The organism is Alteromonas sp. M12 (assembly GCF_037478005.1).
Classification (GTDB): Bacteria; Pseudomonadota; Gammaproteobacteria; order Enterobacterales; family Alteromonadaceae; genus Aliiglaciecola; species Aliiglaciecola lipolytica_A.
Map to the genome: position 1 here is coordinate 2,467,263 of NZ_CP144164.1, position 14,142 is coordinate 2,481,404.

The window sequence follows — 14,142 nt, forward strand, 5'->3', positions numbered from 1 at the left end:
CACTATGCGAACATATTATTTTAATTTAAAAGCTTCTTACGAAATGTGTGAGAAGCTTTATCTATCATCTAATAATGCCGTTATTCTTTATTCTGAGAACGGCGAGAGTGTTCAACTTCCCACCTTTAATTTACGACCATTTGTAACCCGACTCGGGTTAAATGGGCGTTTTCGTCTTATAATTACTCCTGAAAATAAAGTCTTTTCATTTGAAAAAGTGAGCTAATTTACCCTTGTTAACGATTGATTGATTTTCAACCTATTGAAAATGGTAGATTTTTACAAATTGTTAACTGGTACGATTTCTTCTTGCTATCAGGTCGAAATGATGTAATGATTTTGTGAATAATTTGCTACTAAATAAACGTCGTCTGTATTTTCTGACGACTAGGGAGAACTAAAATATGAAGTGTGGACCTTTGAAGTTTAAAAAGTCACCGCTTGCACTTAGCATAGCCGCCGTTTCTGTTATGACTTCCGCAAATCTTTACGCCGCGTCATGGGAGAGTGGAGATTGGTCAGTAAACTTTGACTCAAACTTTTCGCTAGGAACGAGCATTCGAGTTGAAGAGCGGGACTTTTCTTTGATTGGTAACAGCAATCACCCTAATTTTGATTGGACAGGTTATAATGCGGCTACCAATGTTATTTATCCATCATCTGATGTGTGGGCAAGCGCTGATGGCTCTTATTCAACAAATGGTGACTTGGGAAATTTAAATTTTGATAAAGGTGAAGCCTTTTCGACGGTTTTCAAAGGCACCCATGAATTAGATATCCGTTATGACAATATGGGATTTTTTGCTCGCGGACTCTATTTTTACGATTTTGCTTTAAACGACAGCTCTAGAGACTGGGCGGATCCGATTACCGGTCAAACCCAAGATCCTTGTGCTGCATCTCAGGCATCAGAAGAATTATGTAAAGATGTCAGGTTGTTAGACGCATTTTTCTATGCGGACTTTGATATTGGTGACGTACCTGTCACTTTGCGTATTGGTAACCAGGTGGTTAGTTGGGGGGAAAGTACTTTCATCCAACACGGTATAAACACCACTAACCCTGTGGATGTGACTCGAGCACAAGCTCCAGGTGCAGAGCTAAAAGAAGTTTTCATTCCTGTCGGCATGGTTTTCGCCTCCTTCGGTTTAACCGAAAACTTAAGTATGTCGATGTATTATCAGTATGAGTGGGAGCGCAGTAGATTACCGCAAGCAGGTAGTTACTTTGCGACTAATGATTTTGCAGGTGAGGGCGGGCAGGCTCAAAATATTCAATTGGGCTTCAGCGGTAACCCAGATATTAATTTAGATTTCTTATTAGAGAGCCTAAATGGATTACGTTCGGCATTATTGGCCGGTGCTGATTCGACTCAAATTGCAGCTGCTTATTTGGCTTATCCTACTAAAGTAGCGGTAAGAGGATATAGTGACGCAGCTCATACCGACGCCGATGACCAAGGTCAATACGGTTTTAAAATGTCTTACTATTCTGCTGATTTAAATGATACGGAATTCAGTATTTATCATATAAATTACCATAGTCAGCGTCCGCTAATTTCCGGTACAACATCCGATTTTACTGCCGAAGGTATTGCACAAGATATTGCTTACTTAGCCGCTAATGAAATCACACGTGACAACATTACCTCGTTAGACGCCTTCACAGAAAGCCAATTTATGTATCCTGAAGATATTAAGTTGTATGGTTTCAGTTTTAACACCAACGTTGGTGAAACTGCTGTTGCTGGTGAAATCGCTTATCGTGTTGATGAACCATTACAAATTGATGATGTAGAACTACTTTACACCGCGATGCCTGAGCAGTTGGCAAATGCAGGTATACGCCCAGATTTTGCGGGTATCTCGCAAATGGGTAATATCGGTCGCTCGGTTGGTCCTGGCGAAACAGCAGAAGGTTTTGTGTTATCTGATACTATTCAGATGCAATTAACTACAACCCATGTATTTGGGCCAGCCTTTGGAACCGATAATTTAATATTACTTGGTGAAGTAGGCTATGTGAGCATTGAAGATATGCCTGATCCAAGCATTATACGATTAAATGGACCTGGCACATCAAGAACACCTTCGTTAGAGCCTTTACGGGATGAAAGTGGTAATATTATTTCTACCAGAGAAGGTCTACACATTGGATTGTCAAATGGTCCTGAAACAAATCCATTTCCAACGGATTATGCTTGGGGATATCGGATCTTAGCGGTAGCCGACTTCAATAACGTGTTTTCCGGAGTAAACCTCAGAACACGGGCGACATTCTCTCATGACGTAGAGGGTACAACACCTGATCCATTGTTCCTGTTCACCGAAGATGTGAAATCAGCTAATTTAACTTTCGAGTTTGATTATTTGAGTAAATTCTCAGCTGCGGTAGGGTACAGCAGTTTCTGGGGTGGAATCGGTAATTCGAACGCACTTTCAGATCGCGACTTTGTTTCAGTCAACTTTAAATACTCGATTTAAGAGAAAAACGAAATGATTAAGAATTTAGTAGTAACAACCTCTGCTTTGGCATTGGCACTAAGTGTTTCGTTTGCTCATGCGAAAGTATCTCAAGAGCAAGCAGCGAAACTTGGCACTGAACTCACGCCACTTGGCGGAGAAAAAGCGGGTAATGCTGATGGCAGCATTCCAGCTTGGGATGGTGGAATTACAACACCTCCTGCAGGTTATACACCGGGAGACTTTCATCCTGACCCTTTTCCAGGAGACAAGGTTTTATTTACCATTACGGGTAAAAATTACAAAGAATATGCTGACTTTTTGAGTGCTGGGCAAATCAAACTTTTTGAAACTTACCCAGAAACATACGAAATGCCCGTATATCAAACTCGTCGTACTGCCTCTAACCCTCAATATGTTTACGATGCAGCTAAAGCGAACGCATCACGGGCGGAGCTAGTGCAAGGCGGAAACGGAATAAAGAATGCCGCTATTGGTGTACCTTTTCCAATTCCACAAACGGGTGTAGAAGCAATTTGGAACCATATTTTACGTTTTCGTGGCGAAGGCATTGAACGAAATGGTGGGCAAGCAGCACCGACAGCTTCTGGTGATTACACGGTAATAGGATTCGATGAAATACTATTAGTTGAATATGCAAAACGTGATGCAACACCTGAAGCACTGTTAGAAAACAACATGTTAATGAAGTTCAAACAGTCGATTACTTCACCAGCTCGTTTAGCCGGAACAGCATTGTTAGTGCATGAAACCATGGATCAGGTGCGTGAGCCACGTCAAGCTTGGACGTACAATACAGGGCAACGTCGTGTTAGACGGGCACCTAATATTGCTTATGATGCGCCAGGAACTGCGTCAGATGGATTGCGTACAACCGACGATTTCGATATGTTTAACGGTGCACCTGACCGCTATAACTGGGAATTAAAAGGTAAAAAAGAAATGTACGTCGCGTATAATAGCTATGCGCTGCATAGTGATAAAGTGAAGTACGAAGAAATTTTAACACCTGGACATATCAATCCTGATTTAACTCGTTATGAAAAACACCGTGTATGGGTTGTTGAAGCTACTTTAAAAGAAGGTTTCCGTCACGTATATTCTAAACGAGTATTTTTCATTGACGAAGATAGTTGGCAAGTACAAGTCGTGGATATGTATGACAACCGTGGCGATTTGTACAAGGTAGCAGTTGCTCATGGATTAAATTACTACGATGTTCCCACACATTGGTCTACGCTAGATGTATATCATGATCTTAATTCAAGACGTTATTTGGCATTAGGACTTGATAATGAAGATAAAGTCTACGATTTCTCTGTTAGACCTAGTGAGAAAGAGTTTACCGCCCAAGCCCTTAGGCGAGAAGGGATACGCTAACTAGCAAAAAAAAACGGTTGGCTCTGCCAGCCGTTTTTGTAACTGAAGATGAAAAGAAGAAAATGAATCGAAGTAAAATTTTAACAATTTTGTTTGTGAGTTCTTTAAGTGCATTCTCAGCGTCTTCTGAAGAGTCTTATATGGCTCCTTTAGCAAAAGAATCGCTATTATTAGATGTCACTAAAACCGCGCAACGCATTGTCGCTGTTGGCGAGCGTGGCCATGTTCTGATTTCAGAGGATGGTGAAAAATGGCAACAGCAAGCAATTCCAACCTTATCTACTCTTACCGCTGTGACTGCCATTGAGAATAAATTATGGGCAGTGGGACATGATGCGGTCATTTTACATCAGTCGGAAAAAGGCCAACCTTGGGAAATTCAAATGTTTGCCCCGGAGTTGGAGAAACCACTTTTAGATGTAACATTTTTAGATGTTAAAGAAGGTTTAGCCATTGGTGCATACGGCACTTTCATGCGCACCGTTGATGGCGGAGTTACTTGGAAAAAAGAAGTTCACCAGGGTTTCCTCCATCCAGATGATATTGACTATTTAGAAGAAATTCGCTTAGAAGATGAAGAGTTTTATCAATCTGAATTGGTCTCTATTTTACCTCACCTAAATAAAATATTAGTGGTTGATGATGTCATTTATATTGCTGGGGAGTCTGGGTTATTGGCTAAAAGCGAAGACAAAGGACACACTTGGCAGCGTATGGACGTAAACTATTATGGTTCGTTCTTCGATATACAGCAGTTGAATAATGGCGATATTGTTGCAGTTGGTTTGCGTGGCAACATTTTCAGAATGACTGCTAATGATGGAAACTGGATGACCATCCACTCAGGGATAACTTCCTCATTAAATGTGATTATGCCTATTTCTCAATCCCAGTTTGTGGCGATGGGTAATAGCGGTAACGTTGTGTGTGTTGATGATACAAATGTTTCAAATGCACATTTTGATGATGGCAAAGCGATAAATGCTGCTGTTTCTTTTCAAAACCATATTCTTTTGGCCACAGCTGAAGGAATTAAAAGTGTTTTGTATAACGAAGGCGAGTCAGTTTGCGAAGGAATTAGTAAAGACCTATGACTAAATTGATTGATTTTTGTGTAAACACAATTTTTCGAAATCGGATTATTGTAATAATACTGTTTGCGTTAACCACTGCGTTTTTAGGTTACCAATCTTCGCAACTTAAATTAGACGCAGGCTTCACTAAAAATATACCGTTGAATCATGAATACATGGTCAACTATATGAAGCATGCTAAAGATTTTGGCGGTGCTAACAGTATATTGGTATCAGTATGTGATAAAGATAGTGATATTTTTAACACCGAATTCTTCGATACGCTGAAAAACGTACATGACCAGTTGTTTTTCATTAACGGCGTTGAACGTTCTTTAGTTAAATCATTATTTTCGTCCTCCACTCGTTTTACTGAAATTGTTGAAGGTGGGTTTTCTGGTGGTCCAGTGATCCCTGCAGACTTTGATTCAACAAACCCAGACGCGTTAGCCTTAGTTTCTCAAAACATCGATAAGGCCGGCATAGTTGGGCAATTGGTCTCAGATGATTTCAAATGTGCCATGGTTTCTGCGCAGTTGCTTAATATTGACCCAGCAACGGGCGAAAAATTAGATACCCTAGTACTGGCTGATCAATTAGAAGAGCAATTACGGGGTAAATTCGAAAACGAAAATACCACTATTCATATAATTGGTTTTGCCAAAATGATTGGCGATGTTGCCAATGGTGCCAAAGACGTACTGTTGTTTTTTGCCATTGCATTAGCAATTACTGCCGTAATGGTTTATTTCTTTTCCAAATCAATCATGCTCACCATATTGCCTTTACTGTGTTCAGTGATAGCCGTTGTCTGGCAATTAGGTTTGCTAACCATTCTAGGGTTTGGCTTAGATCCTATGTCGATTTTAGTACCATTCTTAGTCTTTGCCATAGGCGTAAGCCACGGTGTGCAAATGATTAATGCAGTAGGCAAACGTGTTGTTGAAGGCGGAACTGCGCTATTTGCAGCTGAAAGTGCGTTTAGAACTTTACTGATTCCTGGTGGTATTGCGTTGCTATCTGATACCGTCGGTTTTATGACCCTGTTAGTGATCGATATTGGTATCATCAGAGAGTTAGCAATAACCGCTAGTTTGGGTGTTGCAGTCATTATATTGACCAACCTGATCCTATTGCCGGTGCTGATGTCTTATGTGAAATTTAGTGATTCATATAAAAACAAATTTAAGAACAAAGAAAATCGTTCCGATAAATTTTGGAATACGATTGCTCATTGTTCGACTCCTAAAGTGGCATATTTAATCTTAATTGTGACCGCCGTTTTGTTTGTATTTGGTTGGCTTCAATCGTCAAAAATGAAAATTGGTGACTTGCATGCAGGTGCGCCTGCGCTGCACGAAAGTAGTCGCTACAATCAAGATACATTTTTGATAACCGATAAATACGCCATCAGTGTCGATTACATTTCCATTTTAGTAGAAACAACGCCTGAGGCATGTACTTCCTATGAAGTAATGAATGCGATTGATGAATTGCAGTGGAAAATGGGCAACATTGAAGGAGTACAATCAACTGTTAGCCTCCCATCGGTGGCGAAATTAGTCAACGCAGGTTACAACGAAGGTAATCCTAAATGGCGTGTTATTCCGCGTAATCAGCAAACCTTGGTGCAGGCAATTGCACAAATCCCAACGTCTTCTGGTTTGCTCAATACTAATTGTTCAGTTATGCCGATCATCTTGTTTATGGAAGATCACAAAGCAGAAACCATTAAACGCGTGGTTGATGCGGTTAAAGTCTTCAGACAGGATTACGAAACAGATGAGCTTAAATTTAGTTTGGCATCTGGCCCTGTTGGCGTAATGGCGGCTAAAAACGAAGCTGTCGATGATGCGCAGAATCCAATGATGATGTATGTGTTTGGTGCAGTGATTATTTTATGTCTACTGAGCTTCCGTTCTTTACGGGCTACAATGTCAGTGGTTATTCCTCTGTATGTTGTTTCAGTATTAGCTCAGGCATTGATGACATTTTTAGAAATTGGACTTACTGTGTCTACATTACCAGTCATTGCTTTAGGTGTAGGTATTGGTGTGGATTACGGTATTTACATATTATCGACCATGAACATTAAGCTTAAATCAGGCATGCCGGTTAGACAGGCTTATTTTGAAGCATTGAAAGAAAGAGGTAGTGCCGTTCTCTTTACTGGTATTACGCTTGCGGTAGGTGTGAGTACTTGGGTATTCTCTTCTCTCAAGTTCCAAATGGATATGGGTATACTATTAACCTTCATGTTTGTCGTAAATATGTTGGGTGCTATCGTAGTTTTACCGGCTTTAGCCGCTGTTTTCTGGCGAAAACAAAAATAATTTTTGCATAATTATTTGCTTAAACTTCAATGAAAGGGCCATTCGGCCCTTTTTTAATTAGATTCCTTGCATATTTATATTTATTGTAAATTTATAGTTAATTTAATCCTTTTAAAGGCTTCAATTTTTAGCGAAAATAGAGCAACTAAATTATCAAAAACTGTATATATCTCAGCATTTTGACTAATCTAAAAAGAACCTATTTATTGTGTTAAGAAAAATTAGCACTTTTATCATTACAAGGTAATAAAATGACGGTTGCCAATAGCCAACATTCAGTACTGCTAGAAAACGTATTTAAACTGATTAATAAAAAAATCGATAAATCCAATGCCGAATTAGTGGAGCAATTTTCTCGTTTACTATTTAAGAACATTTCGATAGACGACTTAGAAAATCGCAATGACAGCGATTTATATGGTGCGACATTAAGTCTGTGGAATGAGTTTGTTAAATATGACGGTCAACAGCCAAAAATTCGTGTGTTTAATCCAGAAATATCTAAACACGGTTGGCAATCCTCTCACACTATCGTTGAGATCATTGTTAGGGACATGCCGTTTTTAGTTGATTCTGTCAGGATGACTCTAAATCGCCTGAATATAACCTCACATTTATTGTTACATAGTCCTATTAGTCTAAAGCGAAATGATAAAGGTGAAGTAGATACATTTTTATCTAGCAAAAGCCGAGTTAAGCAAAAAATACGTGAAACTGTTTTTTTAATTGAAGTTGATAGGCAAGTCACTAGAGAAGCGCTGAATAAACTAACCAGTGAACTACTGTCTGTGGTCGGTGAAGTATCATTAGCGGTTTCAGATTGGGAGTCAATGCGCGACAAATTAAACAGCATAATTGATGAATTTCCTTCATCAAATTGCCCCGTCAGCAAAGACGAACAAACTCAGGCCATGGAGTTTTTAACTTGGTTAAATGATCATAACTTTACGTTAATGGGCTATCGCTACTATGACGTAAACGCTATCGAAGGTGATCATCGTTGGACGCCTAAAAACGAAACCAGTCTCGGTTTGATGAAAAATTCAATAAGCGACCGCGATAGAATTTTATCTAATATGCCACAATCGGCGCAAAAAGAAGCATTAAGTAAAAACCCGCTTATTTTAACTAAAACCAACAGCAGGGCGCGAGTAAGTCGTCCCGCGTATATGGACTATGTAGGTATTAAATGTTTCGACAAGGCCGGTAATGTAATTGGCGAACACCGCTTCTTAGGATTGTATGCAGCTTCATTCTACAATAGCAGCGCTACACAGTTGCCTGTTTTACAACGCAAAATTGAACGCATTTGTGGACATTCCGGTTTTGATAAAAACTCACACGCGTACAAAGCATTCGTCAATATTATCGAAACTTATCCTCGTGACGAGTTGCTACAAGGTGATGATGAAGAGTTAGGCAAGATAATATTGGGCATTTTTCAAATGCAGGAACGTGGAATATCTAAATTATTCGTACGTAAAGATGCATTTGGTCGTTTTATTAGTTGTATGGTTTATGTTCCGCGGGAACGCTACAACACGCAGTTACGTAAAGAGACCCAAGAATTATTACAAAAGTCTTTTAATAGTACAGAACAAGTAGAGTTTACTACTTATTTTTCTGAGTCTGTTTATGCGCGTACTCACTACATTGCACGAGTGAAAGATAACAATGCGGAATTTAATGTGAAGGAAATTGAAAAGAATATTATCGAGCTAACCAAAAGTTGGAATGACAGGTTGGCAGCTTCTATTAGCGCAACCTATGGTGAAGCAGCTGGTAAAGCCATAGAACAAATGTACGGTAATGCATTTTCTCGCAGTTATACAGAACAAAACTTACCAAGCGTTGCATTAGTCGATATCAGTAAGCTTGAACAACTTACCGAATCTCATACCCTGGATATGTTGTTTTATCGACCTCAAGAAGAAGGTCACGACTCTAAAGCGGTTAAACTAAAACTGTTTCACCGTAAGGAACCCATTCATTTGTCTGCTGTATTGCCAATGCTTGAACACTTTGGTTTGCGGGTAATTGATGAAAGTCCCTATAAAATAAAATGCCAAAATGGCGATGTGCATTGGATTATGGACTTTTCAATGCTGCACAGTAATAGTCAAAACTTAGACATGGAAGCAGCGCAAGCATTGTTTCAAGATGCGTTTGCCAAAGTATGGCACAACACCTTAGAAGACGACCCATTTAATAGGTTGGTTTTAGGTGCCGGTTTAACCGGACGGAACGTCACTATATTGCGGGCCTACGCAAAATATATGCGTCAAACCGGAAGTTCGTTTAGTTTGACTTACATGGCAAACACACTGGCTAATTACCCAAGTATTGCAAAAAAACTAATTGAATTATTTGCCAATAGATTCAATCCAAATAAAAAACGCAGTGAAAAGAAAAACGACAGTATTTTAAGTGATATTAAAGAGCGCCTAGACCAAGTATCTAATCTAGATGATGATCGAATTATTCGCCGTTATTTAGACATGATTTTGGCCACTTTGCGAACCAACTTCTATCAACCTGATGAAGATGGCAACGAAAAACCTTATATGTCATTTAAGTTGCTGCCTGAATTAATTCCAGACATGCCTCTTCCTTTGCCAAAATATGAAATATTTGTGTATTCCCCTCGAATTGAAGGTGTGCATTTACGCGGTGGCAAAGTAGCACGAGGCGGTTTGCGCTGGTCTGACAGAAGAGAAGACTTTAGAACCGAAGTACTTGGATTGGTTAAAGCCCAACAAGTTAAGAATACGGTAATAGTACCCGTGGGCGCTAAAGGTGGATTTGTTTGTAAAAACTTACCCATGGATCAAGGTAGAGACGCGATTCAAAAAGAAGGGCAGGCTTGCTATCGCATATTTATCCGCAGCCTATTAGATATCACTGACAACATTATTGATGGTGAAGTCGTACCGCCTAAAAATGTGGTTAGACTTGATGAAGATGACCCTTATTTGGTTGTGGCGGCAGATAAAGGAACGGCGACCTTCTCTGACATTGCGAACAGCATTTCCGATGAATACAATTTTTGGCTTGGTGACGCCTTTGCTTCAGGTGGCAGTATCGGTTACGACCACAAGAAGATGGGTATTACCGCTAGAGGTGCATGGGAATCAGTAAAACGTCACTTCCGTGAAATTGATATTGATTGTCAAACCACTGATTTTACCTGTGTTGCCATCGGCGATATGGCAGGTGACGTGTTTGGTAACGGAATGTTGTTATCAAAACACACACGTTTAATCTGTGCGTTTAACCACTTACACATATTCTTTGATCCTGATCCAAACACCGCAAACAGTTATGCAGAACGAAAACGTTTGTTTGAAAATCCATCTCTGACCTGGGATGACTACGATAAATCGCTAATCTCTAAAGGCGGCGGTATCTTTAGTCGCGCCTCGAAGTCGATCAAATTAACCAATGAAATGAAAAAATGGTTAGGTACGACTCAGGCAGCTATGACTCCTAATGAACTTATTCACAATGCATTAAAAATGCAGGTTGATTTGATTTGGAACGGCGGGATTGGCACCTACGTCAAAGGTAGCAAAGAAACCCACAGTGAAGTTGGGGACCGCGCCAATGATGATACTCGCGTAAATGGTAAAGATGTCCGCGCCAAAATTATTGGTGAAGGGGGTAACTTAGGGTTAACCCAAATGGGCCGCATCGAATATGCATCTCAAGGCGGTAGGGTAAATACCGACTTTATCGATAACGTAGGTGGGGTTGATTGTTCAGATAACGAAGTGAACATAAAAATCTTACTGAATGCTTTGGTTCGCGCCGGTGATTTAACCAGTAAACAACGCAATGAGTTACTTTACTCTATGACCGATGATGTTGCCGAGTTAGTGATACAAGATTGCTATCGTCAAACTCAATCAATATCCATTACTGAATATGGCGGTCCTACGCTACTTAAAGAGCAACTGCGATTCATACATGGTTTAGAACGAGAAGGGGCGTTAAATCGAGAACTCGAATTTATTCCATCTGACGATGAATTATCGGATAGACAAGCTTTGGGTAAAGGCTTAACACGACCAGAACTATCGGTATTGATAGCTTACGGCAAAATGGTTTTAAAACAGAAGTTAAATATCGAACAGATCACTAACAATCCTTTCCATGAGCAATTACTGGTTAGTGCCTTCCCGCAGAAACTGCAAGACAGGTTTGTACCGCAGATGGAATTCCATCCGCTGCGAGCTGAGATTATAGCGACTAAATTAACCAACAATATGGTTAATGATATGGGGCTTAATTTTGTGTTTAGGATGCAAGAAGAAACCGGTGCTGCAGTGGAAGAAGTGGCGACGGCATACTCGGTTGTTAAAGCTGTATTTGGTATCGATGCATTGTGGCAAGAAATAGAAAGTTTAGACAACAAGGTTTCAGCAAAAACCCAATTGGGAATGCTCGATCTAATGCGTAGAACAATGCGCAGAGCATCACGTTGGTTCTTGCGCCACGGTGAAAAAAATCTGTCTATCACCGAGTCAGTTAACTTGTACGTTTCTACTTTTAGCGCGTTAAGTGAAAACTTAGAAAACTACTTAGTTGATACAGAATATAGCCAATTGGAAAAATCCACTTCAGATTATGTGGCGCAAGGTGTTCCTAAAAATATTGCCTACAAAGTCGCTAGTTTGAGCAATATGTTCTGCAGTTTAGATTTGGCCCAAATGACCCAATCAGAAAACCGAAAATTGGATGTGGCAGCAAGCTTATACTTCAATTTAGGTTCAAAATTGCAGTTACATTGGTTCCTTGATCAAATTAACAACCAAACAGTAAGCAACCATTGGCAAGCACTCGCCAGAGCCTCTTATCGTGAAGAGTTAGATTGGCAGCAACGATCGCTTACTACTGTATTGTTATCTGGTGCACCAGATAACAATGATCCTGAAGAAATTTTGAATAAATGGATGGAGAACAATACCATATTGTTGGAACGCTGGTATCATATGATGTCAGAATTCAAAACCAGTAATTCTCATGAATTTGCTAAATTCTCTGTGGCACTAAGAGAATTGATGTTGCTTAGCATAAACGCGAGCAGTTAATGGGGTATTGGTATACTAATATCCAGTTGTTTTTAATAATAAAGCCCTGCTAATCAGGGCTTTTTGTTGAGGTCTTTTTATGTATCCACTTGTGCAAAAAGCACTATTTCAATGTGACCCAGAATGGAGTCATGACTTCACGTTAAACTATTTGAAACGTTCTCAACATAATTTATTAAAGCTAACCTATCAGCAGACGGTAGAAGACCATCCAGTTAAATGTTTAGGATTAACCTTCAAAAATCCATTAGGCCTTGCCGCAGGATTAGATAAGAATGGCGAATGTATTGATGCATTTTCTGCCATGGGATTTGGCTTTATCGAAGTTGGCACCGTAACCCCTCTAGCACAGCCTGGTAACGAAAAACCACGCATGTTCAGATTGCCTGATGCGAAAGCTATCATTAATCGCATGGGATTTAACAATAAAGGTGTTGATTATCTAGTTGAGCAGGTGAAACAGTCCCAATATGATGGGGTTTTAGGTATTAATATTGGTAAAAATAAACAAACAGAAGAAAAGAACGCCCTAGATGATTATTTAATCTGTTTGAAAAAAGTTTACGCCTATGCAGATTATGTCACAGTTAATATTTCTTCTCCCAATACGCCAGGGTTAAGATCGTTGCAATATGGTGAAGCATTAGATCACTTACTGTTGGGCCTAAAAAATGAACAACAGCAATTATCCCAATTTCACGGTAAATATGTGCCACTTGTGGTCAAAATAGCGCCTGATTTAACCGATGAGGAAGTGCAGGGCATTGCTGCATCTTTAGTTAAAACCGGAATTGATGGGGTCATAGCCACCAATACCACGCTAGATCGTTCTGCTGTAGAAGGCTTGCGCTATGCAAAAGAAGCTGGCGGGTTAAGTGGAGAAGTGCTAACTGATAAGAGCCTGCATATAACTAAGAAACTAGCGCAATACTTAGATGGTGCAATGCCTATCATTGGCGTAGGTGGGATTCATTCTAGTGCTACTGCAAATGAGAGACTAAGTGCGGGAGCCAGTTTAGTGCAAATATATTCCAGCTTTATTTATCAGGGACCTCCACTGATAAAACAAATAGTGAAAGGATTAGTATAAGGCTGTAATTGTGATAAATTCACACTAGATAAAATAGCCTTTACTGAAGTTTATATTCTATGTTGTTGCCATCAGGTCATTGGAAATGGTTTATAGATAAACAGTCACATTTTTTGATGATTGAGTTAAATGCTGGATTATCGTTTCAAACTGCTTATTTGGATTCTCAGTTAAAGCTGATTCCAGAGAATTTGTACTTTGAAATTCAGCATTCTCAATGTTTCATTGAATCACTTGAAGCGGTAAATAACTCCAATGTACCCTTCGAAGATAGTGTGAAGACTCAAATTGCATTAAACGCAACTGCTGCGAAGTGCTTTCATAAACCGGTTTTAAACAAAAGCTGGTTATACCAAAAAAATAGTTGTTGTTTGCATAGTGAGGAGCAGCAACTGGCTTGGTTAAGCTGCAATGGTGAAAGTTACCTGATGCTTACTCTGCAACAACAGGGTAGTTCAGTATTATGTTTAAATTTATCTGAAGAGTTTACAACCTCCGATAATAAAGTACATAGTCAGTTTTCGTTAATAAATGTGCTGTCCGATAGATTGTTGAGCTTAGAGCAACTTGAAGATGACAGCGACGAACAATCAGACAATTTTTCTTATTTTTAATCTTCATTTTTTATACAAATATAATCCGCTATTCAATAATAACCCTTATACCCTCTGCCTTTATCCCGTATAATCGCCG

8 protein-coding genes are annotated in these 14,142 nt (G+C 39.6%); all 8 read left to right on the forward strand.

Annotated elements, in window-relative coordinates; translation table 11 throughout:
- The first annotated feature begins 4 nt into the window (after window positions 1-4).
- Window positions 5-226, forward strand: coding sequence for a DUF2835 family protein (locus VUI23_RS10540; RefSeq protein ID WP_216046587.1), 222 nt, complete (start codon window positions 5-7; stop codon window positions 224-226).
- A 178-nt stretch (window positions 227-404) separates the two neighbouring features.
- Complete coding sequence (locus tag VUI23_RS10545) at window positions 405-2,483, forward strand: DUF1302 domain-containing protein (RefSeq protein ID WP_342808191.1); 2,079 nt, start codon at window positions 405-407, stop codon at window positions 2,481-2,483.
- A gap of 12 nt (window positions 2,484-2,495) precedes the next feature.
- Window positions 2,496-3,863 carry a DUF1329 domain-containing protein gene (locus tag VUI23_RS10550; RefSeq protein WP_216046589.1) on the forward strand — a complete coding sequence of 456 codons (1,368 nt, stop codon included), beginning with the start codon at window positions 2,496-2,498 and terminating at the stop codon, window positions 3,861-3,863.
- A gap of 62 nt (window positions 3,864-3,925) precedes the next feature.
- Entirely contained in the window at window positions 3,926-4,957 is a 1,032-nt protein-coding gene (locus tag VUI23_RS10555; RefSeq protein ID WP_216046590.1) for a YCF48-related protein, read from the forward strand.
- Window positions 4,954-7,269 (forward strand): MMPL family transporter, encoded by a 2,316-nt coding sequence (locus VUI23_RS10560; RefSeq protein ID WP_216046591.1) that lies wholly within the window; start codon window positions 4,954-4,956, stop codon window positions 7,267-7,269. Before VUI23_RS10555 ends, VUI23_RS10560 begins: the two co-directional genes overlap by 4 nt.
- Window positions 7,270-7,520: 251 nt before the next feature.
- Window positions 7,521-12,359 (forward strand): NAD-glutamate dehydrogenase, encoded by a 4,839-nt coding sequence (locus VUI23_RS10565; protein ID WP_216046592.1) that lies wholly within the window; start codon window positions 7,521-7,523, stop codon window positions 12,357-12,359.
- A gap of 79 nt (window positions 12,360-12,438) precedes the next feature.
- The gene (gene pyrD / locus VUI23_RS10570) at window positions 12,439-13,449 is read left to right on the forward strand and encodes a quinone-dependent dihydroorotate dehydrogenase (RefSeq protein WP_216046593.1); all 1,011 of its coding nucleotides are present in this window, start codon (window positions 12,439-12,441) and stop codon (window positions 13,447-13,449) included.
- A 59-nt stretch (window positions 13,450-13,508) separates the two neighbouring features.
- Window positions 13,509-14,063 (forward strand): cell division protein ZapC domain-containing protein, encoded by a 555-nt coding sequence (locus tag VUI23_RS10575; protein WP_216046594.1) that lies wholly within the window; start codon window positions 13,509-13,511, stop codon window positions 14,061-14,063.
- The last annotated feature ends 79 nt before the right edge of the window (window positions 14,064-14,142 follow it).

Bases quoted from the DNA above. Each gene is read 5' to 3' on its own strand.
- VUI23_RS10575 (WP_216046594.1), top strand. From the start codon at position 13,509: ATGTTGTTGCCATCAGGTCATTGGAAATGGTTTATAGATAAACAGTCA.
- VUI23_RS10555 (WP_216046590.1), top strand. From the start codon at position 3,926: ATGAATCGAAGTAAAATTTTAACAATTTTGTTTGTGAGTTCTTTAAGT.
- VUI23_RS10565 (WP_216046592.1), top strand. From the start codon at position 7,521: ATGACGGTTGCCAATAGCCAACATTCAGTACTGCTAGAAAACGTATTT.
- VUI23_RS10550 (WP_216046589.1), top strand. From the start codon at position 2,496: ATGATTAAGAATTTAGTAGTAACAACCTCTGCTTTGGCATTGGCACTA.
- VUI23_RS10545 (WP_342808191.1), top strand. From the start codon at position 405: ATGAAGTGTGGACCTTTGAAGTTTAAAAAGTCACCGCTTGCACTTAGC.
- VUI23_RS10560 (WP_216046591.1), top strand. From the start codon at position 4,954: ATGACTAAATTGATTGATTTTTGTGTAAACACAATTTTTCGAAATCGG.
- pyrD (WP_216046593.1), top strand. From the start codon at position 12,439: ATGTATCCACTTGTGCAAAAAGCACTATTTCAATGTGACCCAGAATGG.
- VUI23_RS10540 (WP_216046587.1), top strand. From the start codon at position 5: ATGCGAACATATTATTTTAATTTAAAAGCTTCTTACGAAATGTGTGAG.